At 59.5% G+C, this 17,900-nt stretch carries 15 protein-coding genes and 4 pseudogenes; 11 read left to right on the top strand and 8 right to left on the bottom strand.

The annotated features are described in order from the left end of the window. Nucleotides 1-133: 133 nt before the first annotated feature. The 6 genes and pseudogenes from EDC90_RS18940 to EDC90_RS18915 all read left to right on the top strand — a co-directional run. Nucleotides 134-388 (top strand): annotated as a pseudogene (locus EDC90_RS18940) (integrase core domain-containing protein); the annotation flags it as partial. A 102-nt stretch (nucleotides 389-490) separates the two neighbouring features. Beyond that, a complete protein-coding gene (locus tag EDC90_RS18935) occupies nucleotides 491-1,075 on the top strand; it encodes an ABC transporter permease (RefSeq protein ID WP_245511134.1) in 585 nt (194 codons plus the stop codon). Nucleotides 1,076-1,114: 39 nt separating this feature from the next. Then, nucleotides 1,115-2,143: an ABC transporter substrate-binding protein gene (locus EDC90_RS18930; protein ID WP_132314099.1), complete on the top strand. Its 1,029-nt coding sequence runs from the start codon at nucleotides 1,115-1,117 to the stop codon at nucleotides 2,141-2,143. A 58-nt stretch (nucleotides 2,144-2,201) separates the two neighbouring features. Continuing rightward, nucleotides 2,202-2,678 carry a nucleoside deaminase gene (locus EDC90_RS18925; RefSeq protein ID WP_132314098.1) on the top strand — a complete coding sequence of 159 codons (477 nt, stop codon included), beginning with the start codon at nucleotides 2,202-2,204 and terminating at the stop codon, nucleotides 2,676-2,678. A gap of 80 nt (nucleotides 2,679-2,758) precedes the next feature. Further along, nucleotides 2,759-3,259, top strand: a complete 501-nt coding sequence (locus EDC90_RS18920; protein WP_132314097.1) for a thiamine pyrophosphate-binding protein — start codon at nucleotides 2,759-2,761, stop codon at nucleotides 3,257-3,259. Next, nucleotides 3,256-3,864 (top strand): thiamine pyrophosphate-dependent enzyme, encoded by a 609-nt coding sequence (locus EDC90_RS18915; protein ID WP_132314096.1) that lies wholly within the window; start codon nucleotides 3,256-3,258, stop codon nucleotides 3,862-3,864. Before EDC90_RS18920 ends, EDC90_RS18915 begins: the two co-directional genes overlap by 4 nt. A gap of 406 nt (nucleotides 3,865-4,270) precedes the next feature. Here the strand turns inward: EDC90_RS18915 and EDC90_RS18910 are convergent. From EDC90_RS18910 to EDC90_RS18880, 7 genes and pseudogenes are all read right to left on the bottom strand, one after another. Then, a pseudogene (locus tag EDC90_RS18910) lies at nucleotides 4,271-4,736 on the bottom strand (NAD(P)-dependent oxidoreductase); the annotation flags it as partial. After that, nucleotides 4,730-5,228: pseudogene (locus tag EDC90_RS18905) on the bottom strand (helix-turn-helix domain-containing protein); the annotation flags it as partial. The pseudogenes EDC90_RS18905 and EDC90_RS18910, both read right to left, overlap by 7 nt. A gap of 91 nt (nucleotides 5,229-5,319) precedes the next feature. Beyond that, entirely contained in the window at nucleotides 5,320-5,589 is a 270-nt protein-coding gene (locus EDC90_RS18900; RefSeq protein WP_132314095.1) for a hypothetical protein, read from the bottom strand. 178 nt (nucleotides 5,590-5,767) lie between these two features. Next, the gene (locus EDC90_RS18895) at nucleotides 5,768-6,808 is read right to left on the bottom strand and encodes an HlyD family secretion protein (RefSeq protein ID WP_132314094.1); all 1,041 of its coding nucleotides are present in this window, start codon (nucleotides 6,806-6,808) and stop codon (nucleotides 5,768-5,770) included. A gap of 24 nt (nucleotides 6,809-6,832) precedes the next feature. Beyond that, complete coding sequence (locus EDC90_RS18890; protein WP_132314093.1) at nucleotides 6,833-8,590, bottom strand: MFS transporter; 1,758 nt, start codon at nucleotides 8,588-8,590, stop codon at nucleotides 6,833-6,835. Nucleotide 8,591: 1 nt separating this feature from the next. Continuing rightward, nucleotides 8,592-9,056 carry a MarR family winged helix-turn-helix transcriptional regulator gene (locus tag EDC90_RS18885; RefSeq protein ID WP_132314092.1) on the bottom strand — a complete coding sequence of 155 codons (465 nt, stop codon included), beginning with the start codon at nucleotides 9,054-9,056 and terminating at the stop codon, nucleotides 8,592-8,594. Nucleotides 9,057-9,208: 152 nt separating this feature from the next. After that, nucleotides 9,209-9,820: a TetR/AcrR family transcriptional regulator gene (locus EDC90_RS18880; protein WP_132314091.1), complete on the bottom strand. Its 612-nt coding sequence runs from the start codon at nucleotides 9,818-9,820 to the stop codon at nucleotides 9,209-9,211. 165 nt (nucleotides 9,821-9,985) lie between these two features. Here EDC90_RS18880 and EDC90_RS18875 point away from each other — a divergent pair, with 165 nt between their 5' ends. From EDC90_RS18875 to EDC90_RS18855, 5 genes and pseudogenes are all read left to right on the top strand, one after another. Next, nucleotides 9,986-11,056, top strand: coding sequence for an HlyD family secretion protein (locus EDC90_RS18875; protein WP_132314090.1), 1,071 nt, complete (start codon nucleotides 9,986-9,988; stop codon nucleotides 11,054-11,056). Beyond that, nucleotides 11,053-13,794: a ribosome-associated ATPase/putative transporter RbbA gene (rbbA, locus tag EDC90_RS18870; protein WP_132314089.1), complete on the top strand. Its 2,742-nt coding sequence runs from the start codon at nucleotides 11,053-11,055 to the stop codon at nucleotides 13,792-13,794. The genes EDC90_RS18875 and rbbA overlap by 4 nt, the downstream gene beginning before the upstream one ends. Before the next feature lie 4 nt (nucleotides 13,795-13,798). Next, complete coding sequence (locus tag EDC90_RS18865) at nucleotides 13,799-14,914, top strand: ABC transporter permease (protein WP_132314088.1); 1,116 nt, start codon at nucleotides 13,799-13,801, stop codon at nucleotides 14,912-14,914. 414 nt (nucleotides 14,915-15,328) lie between these two features. After that, nucleotides 15,329-15,667, top strand: coding sequence for a helix-turn-helix domain-containing protein (locus EDC90_RS18860; RefSeq protein ID WP_132314101.1), 339 nt, complete (start codon nucleotides 15,329-15,331; stop codon nucleotides 15,665-15,667). Nucleotides 15,668-15,849: 182 nt separating this feature from the next. Continuing rightward, nucleotides 15,850-16,800 (top strand): annotated as a pseudogene (locus EDC90_RS18855) (IS481 family transposase); the annotation flags it as partial. A 460-nt stretch (nucleotides 16,801-17,260) separates the two neighbouring features. On the opposite strand, the gene EDC90_RS18850 reads toward EDC90_RS18855, so the two are convergent. Continuing rightward, nucleotides 17,261-17,900, bottom strand: a 640-nt coding sequence (locus tag EDC90_RS18850) for a PfkB family carbohydrate kinase (protein WP_245511133.1), incomplete at its 5' end; no start/stop codon positions are given.

The raw sequence follows: 17,900 nt of genomic DNA, 5'->3' as shown, positions 1-17,900 counted from the left end.
AGGCCGCTAAGAAAAAGAGAAAGGAGACGACTGCATTGACCAAAACATAACCGCTGAGACATAACCAAAGGTGGGTCAAACCTCGGTGAAAATACAGGGTCACCTCTCAGCAGAAATCAACATTCTCGAAGCTCACAAAATGCTTCCATCCATGAGCGGAAAAGGAAATTGTTACGATAATTCGATGGTGGAAACCGTCTTCAAGACGATCAAGTCGGAACTGATATGGCGAACTGTGTTCTACACACGTAAGGATGCGATCAAAGCCATTGGCGAATACATTGACGGTTTCTATAATCCTGTGCGCAGACATTCTGCTCTCGGATATAGATCACCGATCCAGTTCGAGATAATAAACCGGAATTTTGAGACAGAACCTCTCCACTAAATCGGGGTAAGTCCAAGTTTCATCCTACCGAAACCGAGCGCGATCGTCGTCACCATGATCGAGCGGTTTCCGGCACTGTGGCCCAATCTATGGCAAACGATCGTGACGACCACGATCGGCTTCGCACTCAGCATCATCATCGGCATCTTCTTCGGTGCGCTGATCGGCATGTCCCGGCTTGCCTATGACGCGCTCTATCCGATCCTCGTCGGCATCTCCTCGATCCCCAAGGTGGCGCTGATCCCGATCTTCGTGGTCTGGCTCGGCGCGGGAACGGGGCCTGCCATCCTCACGGCCTGCGTCATCTCGTTCTTCCCGATCGTCGTCAACGTCGCGACGGGACTTGCCACCGCCGAGCCGGAGCTTGAGGACATCCTGCAGGCGCTGAACGCTTCGAAGCTCGACATCTTCTGGAATGTCGGCCTGCCGCGCACCATGCCCTATCTCTTCGCGGCGATGAAGGTCGCGATCTCCATCGCCTTCATCGGCTCGATCACCTCCGAAACGATCGCCTCCAACCGCGGCATCGGCAACGCCATGCTGATCGCGACCACCAATTTCGACATGCCGCTCGCCTTTGCAGCGCTGATGCTGATCTCGATCACGGGCGTCGTGTTCTATTTCCTCTTTGTCCTCCTCGAAAACCGCATGACCGGTTGGGCGCAGCGCAACAAGAAGACTCGATAAACGCGTCCTGAAACCTCAAAAACAGAAAGGGAACTAACGATGAAATTGCTGATCAAATCCCTGGCACTAGCGGCCTCACTGAGCTTCGCCGCGGGCACTGCCTTCGCCGACAACCTGCCGATCAAGTTCACCCTGGACTGGAAGGCCCAGGGACCCCATTCCTGGTTCTATCTCGCCAAGGAGAAGGGTTATTTCGCCGACGAGGGTCTGGACGTGACGATCGACCAGGGCGAAGGCTCGTCCGCCGCCGTCACGAGGGTGATGTCGGGCACATATGATGCCGGTTTCGGCGACATCAACGCCCTGATCCGGGCCGCCGCCAAGGCCCCGGACGAGGCGCCGGTCATGGTCTACCTCGTCTATAACGGCGCGCCTTTCGCCATCATTTCAAAAAAGGATGGCGACGTCCAGTCTCTGAAGGACCTCGAGGGCAAGACCGTTGCCGCCCCGACCGGATCGGCGACGTTCCAGCTTTTTCCGGCCCTGGCCGAGGCCAACGGTTTCGACGCCGGCAAGGTCGAGCTTCTGAACGCCTCGCAGAACCTGATCGAACAGATGCTGGTCCGCGGCCAGGCGGACGCCATCGCCCAGTTCGGCCAGACCAGCTACATGAACTTCATCGCCATGGACCTCGACCCGAACGAGGATTTCAACTGGTTCTACTATTCCGATAACGGCCTCGATCTCTATTCCAACGGCATTATCGTTTCGAAGAAGCTCATCGAAGACCATCCAGAAGCGGTCGAGGGGCTGGTCGCGGCGATCAACAGGGCGATCATGGATGTCGTGGCTGATCCTGAGGTCGGCATCGACGCGCTGGTTGCGATCGAGCCGCTGACCGACACCGGGCTCGAGGCCGAGCGCCTGCAATATACCATCGACAACCAGCTGGAGACTGCCGAAACGGCCGAAATCGGGCTTGGCGACCTCGACACGCAGCGTCTGGGAAACTCCATCCAGATGAATGCCGACCTAGAGTCCTTCGATAGGCTGCCCGAAGCGAGTGCCATCTTCGACGGAAGCTTTCTGCCCGAGAAGTCGGAGCGCATGCTCCCGGCAGCCAACTGATCACCTGAAAAGACAAGAAAGGGGAGCCGGCAGTTGCCGGTGTCCCCGGAGAAAAGGTATGAAAAACGAACACGACAAATTCATGTGCATTGCCATCGAGGAGGCCAAAAAGGGCCGGGCGATGGGCGAGCAGCCTTTTGGCGCCGCAGTCGTCATCGATGGCGAGGTGGTGGTCAGCACGCCGTCGCTCAAGGTCAGCCGCTGCGACTGCACGGCGCATTCCGAAACCCTGGCCGTCGGCATGGCAACCCAGAAGCTCGGCCGTCGGCATATCCCGGAAGCCATCTTCTACGCCACCTGCGAACCCTGCCCGATGTGCCTCGGCGCCATTCTTAATTCCGGCATCAAGACGCTGGTGCTCGGCGCGCGCAACGAGGACATCAAGCAGCTCGCGACCCTCGCCTTCAATTTCGGAGGCTACAGCGCTGAAAATTTCGCGAAGATGGTCGGCTGGGACCTGACGGTGGTGACCGGCGTCATGCACGACGAATGCGTCGATCTCTATCGCACGGCTGCGGTCGAACTCACCCGCTGACCATGAGGCCGCCCGGTGCTCCGCCTTGAACGGCAAGGCGAAGACCTGCTTGCATCGGATTCACCAGAGAGGTTGATCACATGAAATCCACGGCTGTCGATGCCGTCATCCGGGGCCTGAAGGCCGCCGGCGTGAGCGTTGTCTGCTATCTTCCAGACTCGCTGTTCAAGGAGCTCTATCCGGCGCTGGACAATGATCCGGACATTCGGACCATCAGGGTCACCAACGAGGGCGAAGGGGCGGCGATCTGCGGCGGCCTGTTCCTCTCGGGCAAGCGCGCGGCGCTGATCATGGAGAATTCCGGACTTCGAGCTTCTGTCGAGCCGCTCGCCCGCATGGGTCTCGGCGCCGGCATTCCCGTCGTCATGATTATGAGCTATCGCGGCGATATCGGCGAGAACAACTGGTGGGCCGTCCCCCATGGCATCACCATGGAGCCGGTGCTCCAGGCGCTCAGGATTCCCTACAGCGTCCAGCGCCGCGAGGAAGATATCGAGCGCGCAATCACCGACGCCTATGAACTGGCCTATTCCAGCTACTATCACACCGCCGTGGCGCTATCGGGGAGCATCGTCCGATGAACCGTTATGACTGCATGAAGACGCTCGCAGATAAGCTCAGCGACGAACTCGTCATCCTCTCGCTCGGTGCCTCGGTCGACGAATGGTATAATGCGGCCCCACATATGCGCGAAGCGAGCCTGTTCCAGCAGCAGCTCGGTTGTGTGACGCCCGAAGCCTTCGGGCTTGCCGTCGGTCTGCCCCACCGCCGCATCGTCTCGCTGGACACCGATGGCGGCATGGTGTTCAATCTCGGCATCCTGGCGACGCTTGGCAATGAGAAGCCGGAGAACCTGCTGGTGATCGTCTGGGACAATGAATGCTACCAGTCGATCGGCGGCCCGCCGACCCACACTGCCTCGCGCACGGTCGATCTCGCCGCCATCGCCCGCGGCTCCGGCATCAGCCAGTCGCATACCGCGCGCGATCTCGAAAGTTTCGACCGCCTCTGCACCGAGGGCCTTGCCGCAAACGAACCGTTCGTCATCATCGCCAAGGTCTCCGGCGACGTCGCTCCGGATATTCGCCGCAAGCACTCGGACGGACGCGAGGACAAATATATCTTCGTACGCCACGTGGAGAAGACCGAGAACATCGTCATCATGGGGCCGAGCGAACACAACTGACAACGAAATAGGCGTGGCCGGCTCACGCTCATCGTCTTAGCGCGTGCGCTCGCAACGCTTGTCTGGTATTCCAGCCCCGCCAACGCATCTTACTCAAACGCAAAAGGGTGATGTCACGTAGTCGATGGCCTAAAAACTGGTGGGAGTTGGACGAGATGAGCTCCCGATGGTCTGCAGAGCGATGCACTTTGGCGGCCGTGCTGTCGATCGCCGGGGATTCGCTTTCATCCATCGCAGTTAAGGCTTCCAGAACTCGGTGCCAGGTATGTCGGGCGGACCACGAGTGAAAGCGATTGTAGATCGTCGTTGGCGGCCCCGTAATGTAATGAACAATCCTGCTACTGGCAGCCTGACTGAAGGACATGGACAATGCCGCTGAGTGTGCGTTCGCAGCCTGACCAGCCGTTCATATGACCGGCGTCAGCAAAGTGGCGCCGTCGAAATGTGCTTCCAGGTTATCGGTCATCAGCTTGCCCATGGCTTCTCGGGTTTCGACCGTCCCGGTCGCAAGATGAGGCTGAAGCAGTACGTTCCTGCGTGCGAGAAAACGCGGATCGAAATTTGGCTCGTTTTCGAAAACGTCGAGCGCTGCACCGCCGAGCTTGCCGTTCTCAAGGACCTCGAGGACTTTACGGCCGACGGAGTGGTGAATCGCCTTCGAGGCGGCAAGCGTCACGAACAGGAAATCCGAGCGGGCGGCGAGTTCTGCCGGGTCTCTTATGAACTGCCAGCCGCGCGCATAGTCTTTCGGGTCGATATCGCTAGGCGGTCTCCATATCGAAGCCTGAAAGCCGACGGGCGACCTCGAAGCCGATGCGACCGAGGCCCTGTATCCCTGCCCGCCTGCCGAACACCCGAAGCTGCGCCGGGTACCCCATCCTCTGAGCGGGGCCATATTGGTCTTGATCCAGGTTTCATCGATGAACACCAGCCTGCCGGGATCGAGGCCAGCCTGCAAAGACTGCCAGCGTTGACGTCGCCTGGCGATGTCGGCACGTGCCTGCTCAAGGGCGAACAGTGCTTTTTTTGAAGCTGAGCCCCTCGCGGCGCAGGAACTTCCAGATCGTATCGTGCGAGACCTTTACGCCTCACGTGGCCAGTTCTGCCTTTAGCCCGTGCAGCGTCAGATGCGACGTCTGGTTGATGCGCTCGATGATGAAGGCCCGGTGCGGTTCCAGGATGCGCTTGCGATACCCGCCCATCTTGTCTGGAGAGACCGAACCGGTGGCACGGTAACGCTGCGACCACTTCACCACGGACGACACGGCAACCTCAAACCGGCTCGCAACACAACGAACGCTTTCGCCATTCTGAACGGCAGCAACAACGCGCTCACGAAGATCATTCGAAATCGGTGCGGTCATACGATGCTGGCCTCCTGTCCAGCCAGCATCAATGAATCAGAACAAAACCGATTTGGGAATCCAAACTGATTCAGAAAAGCACAGAAACGCTCTAGTCCTCGAAAAGTCGTCGGATTTCCGGTTTGCGACGCCCCTCGAACGTCGCCACATCGACGACCGGATCGCCGTTGCGCATGACCAGCGGATCAGGCCAGGCAACCGGCGAGGACGATGACATCAGCGTATCCGCCAATCTGGATGGTTGCGGGGTCTCAGCCGATTGAGCGACGGCAATGCTGTAACCGCCAGCAGCAACGGAAAACGCGAAAATGGCGACGGAAGCCCGACGGCCTCCATGTGAAAAAATACGAAAACTGAACACGTTAAATCCTCCACCTCGAGAACGTGACAAGGATGTTTCGAACATTAACACATATTTCGTTTTTTTCGTAAACATAGAAATCTAGAGAAATTTTCTTGATTGAGCCGGCTTTTGGCAGAATGCCAAAGGCCCCGGATTGTTCCGGGGATTCTGGTTGCGAGCCGGAAATGCAGCGCGATCAGTTCTGCTTCGTGTCGATGCTGGTGACGACCGAAAGGCCGGGTTCGAGCTTGACGGCATCGTTCTGTCCGGGGTCGATGGCGATCCTCACAGGCACGCGCTGTGCCACCTTGGTGAAGTTGCCGGTCGCGTTGTCAGGTGTGATCACGGAGAACTGCGAGCCGGAGGCGGGGGAGAAATTTTCGATCTTGCCGGTGAATTCCTCGCCGTTGAGTGCGTCGACGGTGAACGTCACCTTCTGTCCGACTTTCATGCCCGGCAACTGCGTTTCCTTGTAGTTGGCGATGACCCAGACGGTGTCCGGCACCAGGGCGACGAGTTGGGAGCCTGCCGAGACGTACTGCCCGACATGCGCCTTGACCTGGCCGAGCTTGCCGTCGCGCGGAGCGGTGACAGCGGTATTGTCCAGGTTGATCTGCGCCAGTTCGCGGGCCGCCTGCGCAGCGGTGACCTTGGCCTCCAGCGAGCGGCGGTCGACCAGCGTCGTCTTCAAAGCTTGCTTGGTGACCTCGACGGATGCCTGTGCCTGGGCGACGGACGCCTTTGCCTGGTCGAACGCCGCCCTGGCCTTGTCCAGATCACTCTGGCTCGCGATGCTCTTCTCGTTCAGGGACTGCATACGTTTCCATTGCGCCATCGCGTTTGCGAGGCTTGCGTCCGCGCTGGAAACGCCGGCTTCGGCGGAGGCGATCTGCGCTTTTGCCGTCTCCTGCGACTGGGCATTGGTGTCAAGCGCGGCGTTCGCGGCATCGACATTGGCTTCGGCCTGGGACAATTGCTGGAGATAAATGCGGTCATCGAGCTGGACGATCAGGTCGCCGGCCTTGACGGTCTGGAAATCCCTGACGGGTACGTCGGCGACGAGGCCCGAAAGCTGGGGAGAGAGCAATGTGACCTGCCCCTGGATATAGGCGTTGTCCGTGCGCGTTTCGGAACCGTTAAAGGGGGGAAAGCTCCACGCAAACAGCAGGGCAACGATGCCGGCGATGCCAACTGCAAGGGCAAAATAGGAGGCGAGAGAACGGATTATGCGGGTCATTTTTACTGGACGTCCTGAATATCGTTAAGCTGGGAGGCCCTCGGCTTGGGCGCGCTTGTGTTCCCATTTCTCAAAAGCGACATCGATGATGAGAATGATCAGCGCGACGAAGGCGAGGAGCGAAAGAAAGCGGAATGCATCGTTGTAGGCCAGCACATAGGCCTGCTGTGTTGCCTGCTGGGCGAGAAGAACGGCGCCTTCCGCCTGGCGTATGGTGGCGTCCGCTATGCTGGAGCCATAGGCGCCGGCAAGCTGGGAGAGCCGCTGGCTCACCAGCGGATTTCCGGCGGTCAGGTCCTGTGCAAGCGCCGCCGAGTGCACCTGTTCGCGCCAGGTGACGAAGCTGCCGAACATTGCCCCACCCAACATGCCGCCAATGCGCTGGGTGGTGAGGAACACGATGATAAAGCTCAAAATGTAGTTCGGCCCACGCTTAAATGCCGCCATGATCCCGACCAGCATCCCGGGGGGCAGGTACAGACCGGATGCAAAGGCGATCAGCATCTGGCTGAAATACATCTGCTCCGGCCGCGTCTGGCTGGTCGAGTGGCTGTCGAGCCACGTGCCGATGATCAGCAAGACCAGCGCGAACCCGTGCAGCAGCGCAACGCGGCCCGGCTTCAGCACCACCGCGCAAAGCGCCCCGGCTGCAATCGTCGACACCAGGATCACGATATAAAGGCCGCGAAGCTGCTCGTTCGCCAGACCCAGCATGATGAAGAATGAGCGCACGCCACTCGTCTGCTCGGACAGGATGATTCGGAAAATCATCAACGCACCGGTGAAATGGATGATCTCGGCCGATGTCAGCCAGCGGAAATCAAGTAGCGGGTTCTCTCGCTGCAATTCGATGAGGGCGACGACCGTGAGGCAGGCAACGCCGATAATCAGAAGCTCGCCGGTCCATCTGACCTCGTTCCACCAGTAAACCCGGCCAACCGTCAGGACGACCGTGACCAGCCCCATGCCGACAGCCAGAAAGCAGAACGAGATCAGGTCGGTCTTGCCGATGACCTTGACACGCTCACCCGAGACAAGCGGCAGTTTGAAGATCAGCGCCAGCGACACCATGGCCAGGCCGAGCTCAAAGATGTAGAGCATTTTCCAGCCGCCATTATCGAGCAGAAAAGGCGCCAGAAGTGCCGCCACGGGCGTAGCGATACCAAATACAGTGATTGCGGCGCTTACTCCGAGGTTCATCTTCTTTTGCATCGGCAGACCTTCCAGCATGTAGAGGAAGGCAATCGAGGACATCGGAGCGGCGGCGACACCGGCAAAGAAACGGACGACCAGCGCGGTTTCGAAGCTATTGACCCAAAGATGGCCGAGCGTGATCAGCACATAGATGACAATCGAGATCTCTGCAAAACGGCGAATGCCGAATTGCTGGCGCATCTTGAACAGCAGCAATGTCAGGCAGGCATTTGGCGCCAGATAGGCGGCCATCAGCCAGCTGGCTTCCGAGGTCGTGGCTTTCAGTGGCCCGGCGATCTGCTGGATCGTCACCGAAACAAACGACATGCCGAGCCCTTGCGTGAGCCCGACTACAACGGCTGCGAACATATATAGAAGCAATTGCGGTAGCGGCTTTGGCGGTTGCGGCGGCGGTGCGCCGGGATAGGCCGGGCCGCGCGGTGCAGGTGCAGGGGCCGCTTGCGGTTCGCTCGCCGTTGCATGCGGCGCGGACTGTGCTTCGGCGGCGGGCGCAACGCTGCTCGTCTCTGCCTTTTCGTCGGCGATCCTCGGTTGCTCAGCGCCGTTTTGGGGGACTTTGGCGGACATGTTACTTTCCCGCATGTGTCTGCTCTTGTGCATCGGTCCGCGCAATGAGGGTCTGAAACAGTGCGGTGGCGCTGATCAGCGCCTCTTCGTCTTCAGGACGAAACAGTGAATCAACCACATCTCGACGCACATCCAGAAGCGTTCTGGCCATCGCCTCGCCATGCGGACGCAGCCGGATCAGGTTGATGCGGCGGTCATTCGGATCGGGAACCCGTTCGATCAGATCGATGGCCGCCATGCGATCCAGCATCCGCACCACTGTTGGCTTCTCCAGTTCGAGTTCGCAGGCGAGCGCGCTTTGGTTGCAAGTCTCGTGACGGATGAGCAGGAGAAGAACACGGGCGCGCGCAAAAGTGAGGCCGTGCTCGGAAACGCGGGCGTTGAAAGCGGTTCGCATCTTTCGGCTGGCAACAGCCAGCGCCTCCATGAAGGCCACCCGTTCGTCGGTCTGATCAAAGTTCATCATTATAGCCTGCTATTTTATAGGACACTAAAAGCTAGTAGGCTAACTAACAAAAGGAAAAACCCCTGGCAAGGCCGAAAATTACAGAATAGGTCGATCGGCAGGACACGATGCAAAAACTGGCGAGCACGTTCAGATCATGCCCGAAACTGTCCTTACGGGGCTTTCTCACCCGCAGCGACAGGCGGGGCATCCAGAGCGGCGGCATGGCGGATGAGCTGGGCAAGCGCGCGTTCAAGCCATTCGTCATCCAGCGTGGTGACCGATTCCGCACCGATCACCGAGCGCATGATATCGAACCCGGCTAGCAGCGCGGTGATCAGGACGGCGCGGGCGCGGTCGGAATGGCCGAGCTGTTCGGTCAGCGGCAGCAGAAAACCGTCTTCGACGAATTCGAGCACCGTTGCCCGTGCTTCGATACTGGATGAGGATTGCATTGCCACTTCGAAAGCGCCCATTTCGCCGGCACCGCGCGCATGTGCGTGGCGAACGACGCGCCTGGCAAGGCGCTCCGGCAATTGGTCGCCGGGTGCCGAAAACACTGCCTTGATCCCGTCCGGAGAGACGACGGACTGCAACACCTGCCGGAACAGACCGGCCTTCGAGCCGAAGGCGCGATGGACATAAGCCACATCCACATGCGCGTCCGCCGCAATGTCGCGTAGCCCGGTATTGTCGTAGGACTGGCTTGAAAAACGGCGGGCCGCCGCTTCCAGAATCCGCTCCTTCGCGGGGCGGCTTAGGTCGATTTCGGCGCTCACCTTCATCGGTCGGCAATCCCTTTCCAATCGGCATTGAAATCAATTCATCAACAGGTGTTGACATCGGATCAATGGATGGCGTTCTATCAGCATTGTTGGCGGCTGTCGCGCCGCCGTCCCGATTTTCGCGACAAGAGGCGAGCCTCAGGCTGAGCGGGGAGACTTGAAACCATGGCGAAGCGAAACGGCAAGAGGTGGATCGGCCTTGCAGTGATTGTGGTGGCGGTTGCGGGCGCCTATTTCGGCTGGACCCACCTGAATGCAGATGGCCTGCCGGAGGGCATCGCCTCGGGCAATGGCCGCATTGAGGCAACGGAAGTGGATATCGCCGCGCTGATGGCCGGCCGGATATCAAAAATCCTGGTGGCCGAGGGGGATTTCGTCGAGGCCGGCCAGACCCTTGTCGAGATGGATACGGTTCAGTTGACGGCGCAAAAGCGGCAGGCCGAGGCTGAATTGCAGCGCGCCCGGATCGGCATTGATACCGCAGAAGCGCTCGTCCGCCAGGCGGAAGCGGAACGCAAGTCGGCGCTGGCGGTCGTGAATCAGCGCGAGGCGGCCCAGGACGCTGCGGACCAGCGGCTGGCGCGTTCCGAAGGGCTCACCAAACGCGCAGTCGTTTCGCAGCAGGTTCTGGAGGACGACAAGGCGGCGGCGCTTCAGGCCGCAGCGGCGTTGAGTGCCGCCGAAGCCTCCGTTGCCGCCGCCGATGCCGGTGTCAGCGCCGCCGAGGCGCAGGTTGTTGATGCCAAGGCTGCCGTTGTCGCCGCCGCCGCCGCCATCGATTCCATTGCCGCCTCGATCGACGACAGCACGCTGACATCGCCGCGCACCGGCCGAGTGCAGTATCTGGTGGCCCAGCAAGGCGAGATCGTATCTGCCGGCGGGCGCGTGCTGAACCTTGTCGACCTCGGCGATGTCTACATGACCTTCTTCCTGCCGACCGCGGCGGCAGGCCGGGTGTCGATCGGCTCCGAGGTGCGGCTGGTGCTCGACGCCGCCCCGCAATATGTCATTCCCGCCTCGGTCAGCTATGTCGCTGATGTCGCGCAGTTCACCCCCAAAACCGTCGAGACCGCCGAGGAGCGCGAGAAGCTGATGTTCCGCGTCCGTGCGCGCGTCGACCCTGAATTGCTGCAGAAATATATTGAGATCGTCAAGACCGGCCTTCCGGGCATGGCCTATGTCCGCATCGACCCGGATGCGGTCTGGCCGGACAATCTCGGAACGGTCGTGCAATGATCAGCCGCGACGCGCCCGTCGCCCGGCTTGACGGCGTCTCGCTGTTCTATGGCAAGACGCTCGCCGTCAACGATGTCACGCTGGAGATACCGGGCGGACATATGATCGGCATGATCGGCCCGGACGGCGTCGGAAAATCCAGTCTATTGTCGCTGGTCGCCGGTGCGCGCGCCGTGCAGACCGGCACAGTCGCGGTGCTGGATGGCGACATGCGCGACAAGAGCCATCGCGACCGCATCTGCCCCCGCATCGCCTATATGCCGCAGGGGCTCGGCAAGAACCTCTATCCGACGCTCTCGGTATTCGAGAATGTCGATTTCTTCGCCCGGCTGTTCGGCCACGACAGGGCGGAACGGCTGCGCCGCATTGACGAATTGCTGAAAAGCACCGGCATGGCCGACTTCAGGGATCGTCCGGCGGGAAAGCTGTCGGGCGGGATGAAGCAGAAGCTCAGCCTCTGCTGCGCGCTGATCCATGATCCGGATCTGCTGATCCTCGATGAACCGACAACTGGCGTCGATCCGTTGTCGCGCCGTCAGTTCTGGGATCTGATCAGCGGCATTCGCGCCACCCGACCGCAGATGAGCGTGATCGTCGCCACCGCCTATATGGAAGAGGCTGCGCGCTTCGACTGGCTGATCGCCATGAATGCCGGCAAGGTGCTGGCGACCGGCACGACGCGCGAACTGCTGGAACGCACGGGCACCCAGACGCTGGACGCGGCCTTCATCGCATTGCTGCCGGTCGAAGACCGTCGCGATTACCGCCAGGTCGTCATCCCGCCGCGCAAAAGCTCTGAAGACGAGGAAATCGCCATCGAAGCCGAAGACCTGACGATGCGGTTCGGCGATTTCACCGCCGTCGACCATGTCAGTTTTCGCATTCCCAAGGGCGAGATTTTCGGCTTTCTCGGGTCCAACGGCTGCGGCAAGACCACAACGATGAAAATGCTGACCGGTCTTCTGGAAGCCAGCGAAGGCAGCGCGAAGCTGTTCGGCGCAGAGATCGATGCTCGCGACATGAAGGTGCGCCACCGGGTCGGCTACATGTCGCAGGCTTTCTCGCTCTACACCGAGCTGACCGTGCGGCAAAACCTTGAGCTTCATGCCAAACTGTTTGCCATGCCAAAGGATCGGATTGCGCCCCGCATTGCGGAAATGGCGGAACGGTTCGATCTTGCCGATGTGATGGATGAGCTTCCCGAAGGCCTGCCCCTTGGTCTCCGCCAGCGCCTTTCGCTGGCCGTCGCGATGATCCATGCTCCGGAAATCCTGATCCTCGACGAGCCGACCTCGGGCGTGGACCCGGTTGCGCGCGACAATTTCTGGCAGATCCTGTCCGATCTTTCGCGCAACGACGGTGTGACGATCTTCGTCTCGACCCATTTCATGAACGAGGCCGAGCTTTGCGACCGCATATCGCTGATGCATGCGGGCAAGGTGCTTGTTTCAGATACCGCAAAAAACATCATTGCCCGGCACGGCGTCGAAACGCTTGAAGACGCCTTCATCGCCTATCTGGAACAGGCAAACGGCGCGACGGTCAAAGAAGCTGAAGAGGAGCCGGTGCCCGCAGGCGAGGTGCGGCAAGCGCAGCTGGCCGCCAACCGCTATTTCAGCCCGCGCCGGATGCTCAGCTATTCGCATCGCGAAGCGCTGGAGCTCAAGCGCGACCCGATCCGCGCATCGCTGGCGTTGATCGGATCTCTGGTGCTGATGTTCGTCATCGGTTACGGCATCAACATGGATGTCGAGAACCTGACATTCGCGGTTCTCGACCGTGACGACACCACGATCAGCCGCGACTACATAGATGCGATCGCAGGCTCGCGCTATTTCACCGGAAAAGCGCCGCTTTCCAGCTATACCGATCTGGATCGCCGGATGGAAAGCGGCGAAATCAGCCTCGCCATCGAAATCCCGCCGGGCTTTGCCCGCGATCTGGCGCGCGGGAAAGTGCCGGAGATCGGCGCCTGGATCGACGGCGCGATGCCAAGCCGGGCCGAAACCGTCAAGGGCTATGTGCAGGGCATGCATGCCGCCTGGCTGACCGCCAGGGCACGCGAGGCTTACGGCGATGCGGCGGTGGCCGGCGACTACACGCTTTCGGTGCGCTATCGCTACAACCCCGATGTCAAGAGCATTGTCGCGATCGTGCCGGCGGTCATCCCGATCCTGCTGCTGATCATTCCGGCCATGCTGACGGCTCTGTCGGTGGTCCGCGAAAAGGAACTGGGATCGATCGTCAATCTTTACGTGACGCCGACGACCCCGCTGGAATTCCTGCTTGGCAAGCAACTGCCCTATATCGTTCTGGGCATGCTGAATTTCGTGATCCTGACGGTCTTCTCGATCTTCATCTTTCAGGTGCCGTTTACCGGCAGCCTGATCGCCTTCACGCTGGCAACCTTCATCTATGTGATGGCGACAACGGCGATGGGATTGCTGATCTCGACCTTCATTTCCAGCCAAATTGCCGCAATCTTCGGCACGGCGCTGCTGACGCTGATACCCGGCGCGCAATATTCCGGCCTGATCGATCCGGTCAGTTCGCTGCAGGGCGTGGGTGCGTTCATCGGCAATATCTACCCCACCACCTATTTCGTCACCATCTCGCGCGGCACCTTTTCCAAGGCGCTGGATCTTGTCGATCTGCAGGGCGCGTTCTGGCCCCTGATCGCGGCGGTTCCGGTGATTATCGGCCTCGGCGCGGCGCTGACCCGCACGCAGGCGAGGTAGCCCGATGAATATCGCCAACGTCTTCAATCTGGGCGTCAAGGAACTGCGCGGGCTGTTGCGCGACCCGATCATGGTGGTGCTGATCGCCTATGCATTCTCGCTGTCGATCTACACCGCCTCGACGGCAATGCCGGAGACCCTGTCCAAGGCCACGATCGCCATTGTCGATGAAGACCGATCGCCACTGTCGACAAGGATATCCGGGGCCTTCTACCCGCCCTATTTCTCCCCGCCGCACGATATCTCCCTTCACGAGATGGACGCGCGCATGGATGCCGGGCTCGACACCTTCGCCCTCGATATTCCGCCCGACTTCCAGCGCGATCTGCTGGCCGGCAAAGGACCGACGGTACAGCTGAACGTCGATGCCACGCGCATGAGCCAGGCATTTTCCGGCGCCGGATACATTCAGCAGATCGTGGCCGCCGAGATCTCCGAATATGCAGACAGCTATCGCTCCGAGGCCCGCACCGGAGTCGATCTGGCGCTGCGCGCCCGGTTCAACCCGGAACTCAGCACCCGCTGGTTCGGCGCGATCGACAATGTCATAACCTCGATCACCATGCTGTCGATCATCCTGACAGGCGCGGCGTTGATCCGCGAGAAGGAGCACGGCACGGTCGAGCATCTGCTGGTCATGCCGGTCTCGGCACTTGAAATCATGCTGTCCAAGGTCTGGTCGATGGGGCTTGTGGTGCTGATCGCCTCCGCCTTCGCCATCACCGTCGTAGTTCAGGGCGTGCTTGCCGTGCCGATCCAGGGCTCGATCCTGCTGTTCCTGCTCGCCACCCTGCTGATGCTGTTTGCGACAACATCGATGGGCGTGTTTCTGGCCACGATGGCAGGCACGATGCCGCAATTCGGGCTTCTCCTAATGTTGATCCTGTTGCCGCTTCAGGTGCTGTCAGGCGGCATGACGCCGAGGGAAAGCATGCCGGAGATCATCCAGGACATCATGCTGATTGCCCCCAACACCCATTTCACCATCATTTCGCAGGCCGTGCTATTCCGCGGCGCCGGGCTTGCGGTCGTCTGGCCGCAGCTGCTGGCGCTTCTGCTGATCGGCGGTGGGTTGTTCTTCCTGGCACTGCGCCGTTTCCGGGCCTTCCTCAGGTTGTAATTCGGCGGAGCATCAGGACCCCACACGCTTTAAATCTTTCAAAGACTTATTGTGCCGATCGGCGTCGAACCCCTATGCCGATTTACAGTCAAGGATGATGGGCAAGCCTTCTGCGATGAAATCTAAGCGTTGCTGCTGGGGTAACTGACAGAGCCGTTTGGCTTGATGCAATCCAATGTCGGGACCCTTTGCTTTTTTGTTGCTCAAGACGCTGTCCAATCCTCGAAAGCCGTAAGGGATAATCTCCAACTCAGTTTAATCGGCCATATACGCCCGATAACGATTGCTTTTAATCATAAACGGCCTTATACGACCGATTGACGGATTTCTATCGGTGCATAGCAAGCGGCCATATGTGGCCTGCAAATACCCGGAAATCGGAGTATGAGATCATATATGGCCGATAATAGACACATGACTATAAAAACACCAGAAACAATCTCGCGGGACATCGGCGAAAAGCTCGAGCGGCTGCGTCTCTCCCGAAACATCACACAGGCCGAGCTCGCCCAGGACGCAGGCATTTCCGAACGCACACTGAGACGCCTCGAATCCGGAGATAATCCCACACTCGACTCGCTCATCCGTGTCCTGATTTCGCTGAAAATCCAGCAAAACGTCGACCTCCTCGTTCCCGATCCGCGTGTCAGGCCAATAGAACGGGTGCGGACAAAGGGAGGCGAGCGTCAACGATCGAGTTCGACCGAGCCAACAAAAAAGACAAAGCAATGGGAATGGGGCGCAAAGAAGTAGACCATGGCTGAACCCTCAACCGATGCATCAATCAATCTTCCGCATGAGCATTGCTCGTTGCGACCTCTTTTGCCGACCCGCGAACTGACCTGATCTAGTTGTGAGCTTTCAGGAGGTTGTCCATTCGGAGCAGACCGAGGAGACTGGAGTTACCACGCTTCAGCACTCACCGGAGGCTCCGAATGAACATTCACAAGAATGCCCGACTGACCCCGCTGCGTCGAGAGGAGATGGCTGTTGCCGTTCTGTCTGGCGCGCTCACGAAAGCGCAGGCGGCTTTAGTCTACGCCGTTTCCCACAAGATCGTGTCTCGTTGGGTCGAGCGTTTCAGAAAGGGTGGACGCGCTGCCATGGCTGACCGGTCGTCGCGGCCCAAAAGCAGTCCCCGGCAGACCGATGCCATCTTGTGCGAGCGCATTGCCGCGCTTCGCCGCCAGCGCCTGACCGGCAAGCACATCGCCATGGAGACAGGCGTGTCGCCCGCCACTGTCAGCCGTGTTCTCAAGCGGGCCGGTCTGTCGCGGATGAAGGACATTGCGCCAGCAGAACCGGTTGTGCGTTACGAATACAAGGAGCCGGGTGGCCTGATCCATCTCGATATCAAGCGCCTTGGCCGCTTTAAGCGTGTCGGCCACCGCATCACAGGCGACAGGACCGGCCAGAGCAATTCACGCGGCATCGGCTGGGAATATGTGCATGTGTGTATCGACGATGCCTCCCGGATCGCTTTCACCGACATCTTCGCAAATGAGAAGGCCGAGAGCGCCGTCGCCTTCCTCAAGGCGGCGGTGGTCTATTATCAAAGCCTCGGCATTAAGGTGAAACGGGTCATGACCGACAATGGCTCCTGCTACAAGGCAAAGGACTTTGCCAAAGCTTGCAAGGCGCTCGGCCTGAAGCATATCCGCACCAAACCCTACACGCCGAAAACAAACGGCAAAGCCGAACGGTTCATTCAGACTGCTTTGCGGGAATGGGCCTATGCGCGCGCCTATCCATCCTCAGAGCAACGAAAACGGCATCTGCCGAACTGGAACCACATGTATAATTGGCATCGCCCGCATGGCGGGATAAATTCAAAAACACCAATCAGTGGACTCGGCATTAACCGGGACAACCTCTTGAGGTTCCACAGGCCGGCAATCTTAAGTTCCTGTCCCTGCGTGTCTCGAAAGACAAAGTCGCTCGGACGCTGCAACGCGCCTGCGCACAGAAGCGCTTGATCATAGGCGTTCGCAACGGCCTTTTTAAAATCGTCTTTGAGCGCCAAGTCGTTTCCTTTGCGCGCATTCAGAGTAAGGCGTTTCGATTTCGCTTGAACAACAATCGCCTGTTTCCCGAAAAGGACGAGCGCATCGGCCTCCGCATACCGATTCTTCCCGCTGTAGATGTCAATATTCGTTAGGACACGGGAGGGACCAAACACCGAGCGAAGGCGCTCACTCGAATAGGATTCTGTGAAAATGCCCCGGTTGGTGGTAGTGACCTATACCCCGTGCGTCCCTCGTTCAATTTGAGAGTCTGCGGGTTAGTGCAGTGCGCCATCTATGGCCGGTAATGCCCGGCCGACCCGGACAACAGGCAGTTCGGCTTTCACACTGCGTTCAAGCCTTCCTCGAGGAACGCATTGACGGCCGTCCGGTCTGGCGGACGGCAGCCTACGCTCTGGCAGTTGAGCCAGGCAGCCGCTGCGGCGCGCTCGACCAGGGACCTCAAGCTTTCTCCCTTCAGAGAAGACAAGGCAGCGTGCGACGTGCGCTGATTCAGCACGAGTTCTGCCATAAGCACGCCCATAACGGTGTCCCCGGCGCCAACGGTATCGCCAACCAGGTTGCGGTTCGCCGGAACATGGACGGATCCCTCGCGCGTTTCGGCGATCATGCCGTCTTGACCGAGTGTGACGACCACCAGAGCAGCGCCTCCGTCCAGACAGGTTCGCGCAAACGCCTTCGGGCTGACATCAGGTGCAATATACTGCAAGTCATCATCAGACAGCTTCAGCAGTGCGCTTCGCGCCAAAAGCATTTCAAACCGGCGCAACCAATCCTCACGGTCGCTTATGATGCTTTCACGTACATTCGGATCGAACGAGACCAGCACGTTGGGGTCTTGCGCCAGCGCGAACTTGGCAATGCTATCCGTAATTGCCCACGCTGTTTCGTCCGGGCTTTTCAGGGGCTGACGGTTTTGAGGATTGTCTTGAACGTGTTGGCGCCGGAGCTGAGACGGGCGG

The organism is Martelella mediterranea (assembly GCF_004342225.1).
GTDB classification, from domain to species: Bacteria; Pseudomonadota; Alphaproteobacteria; order Rhizobiales; family Rhizobiaceae; genus Martelella; species Martelella mediterranea_B.
The sequence above is the reverse complement of the archived record's forward strand: the minus strand, read 5'-3'. Positions and strand labels throughout refer to the sequence as shown.

Bases quoted from the DNA above. Each gene is read 5' to 3' on its own strand.
- EDC90_RS18930 (WP_132314099.1), top strand. From the start codon at position 1,115: ATGAAATTGCTGATCAAATCCCTGGCACTAGCGGCCTCACTGAGCTTC.
- EDC90_RS18925 (WP_132314098.1), top strand. From the start codon at position 2,202: ATGAAAAACGAACACGACAAATTCATGTGCATTGCCATCGAGGAGGCC.
- EDC90_RS18920 (WP_132314097.1), top strand. From the start codon at position 2,759: ATGAAATCCACGGCTGTCGATGCCGTCATCCGGGGCCTGAAGGCCGCC.
- EDC90_RS18915 (WP_132314096.1), top strand. From the start codon at position 3,256: ATGAACCGTTATGACTGCATGAAGACGCTCGCAGATAAGCTCAGCGAC.
- EDC90_RS18895 (WP_132314094.1), bottom strand. From the start codon at position 6,808: ATGACCCGCATAATCCGTTCTCTCGCCTCCTATTTTGCCCTTGCAGTT.
- EDC90_RS18890 (WP_132314093.1), bottom strand. From the start codon at position 8,590: ATGTCCGCCAAAGTCCCCCAAAACGGCGCTGAGCAACCGAGGATCGCC.
- EDC90_RS18885 (WP_132314092.1), bottom strand. From the start codon at position 9,056: ATGATGAACTTTGATCAGACCGACGAACGGGTGGCCTTCATGGAGGCG.
- EDC90_RS18880 (WP_132314091.1), bottom strand. From the start codon at position 9,820: ATGAAGGTGAGCGCCGAAATCGACCTAAGCCGCCCCGCGAAGGAGCGG.
- EDC90_RS18875 (WP_132314090.1), top strand. From the start codon at position 9,986: ATGGCGAAGCGAAACGGCAAGAGGTGGATCGGCCTTGCAGTGATTGTG.
- rbbA (WP_132314089.1), top strand. From the start codon at position 11,053: ATGATCAGCCGCGACGCGCCCGTCGCCCGGCTTGACGGCGTCTCGCTG.
- EDC90_RS18865 (WP_132314088.1), top strand. From the start codon at position 13,799: ATGAATATCGCCAACGTCTTCAATCTGGGCGTCAAGGAACTGCGCGGG.
- EDC90_RS18860 (WP_132314101.1), top strand. From the start codon at position 15,329: ATGACTATAAAAACACCAGAAACAATCTCGCGGGACATCGGCGAAAAG.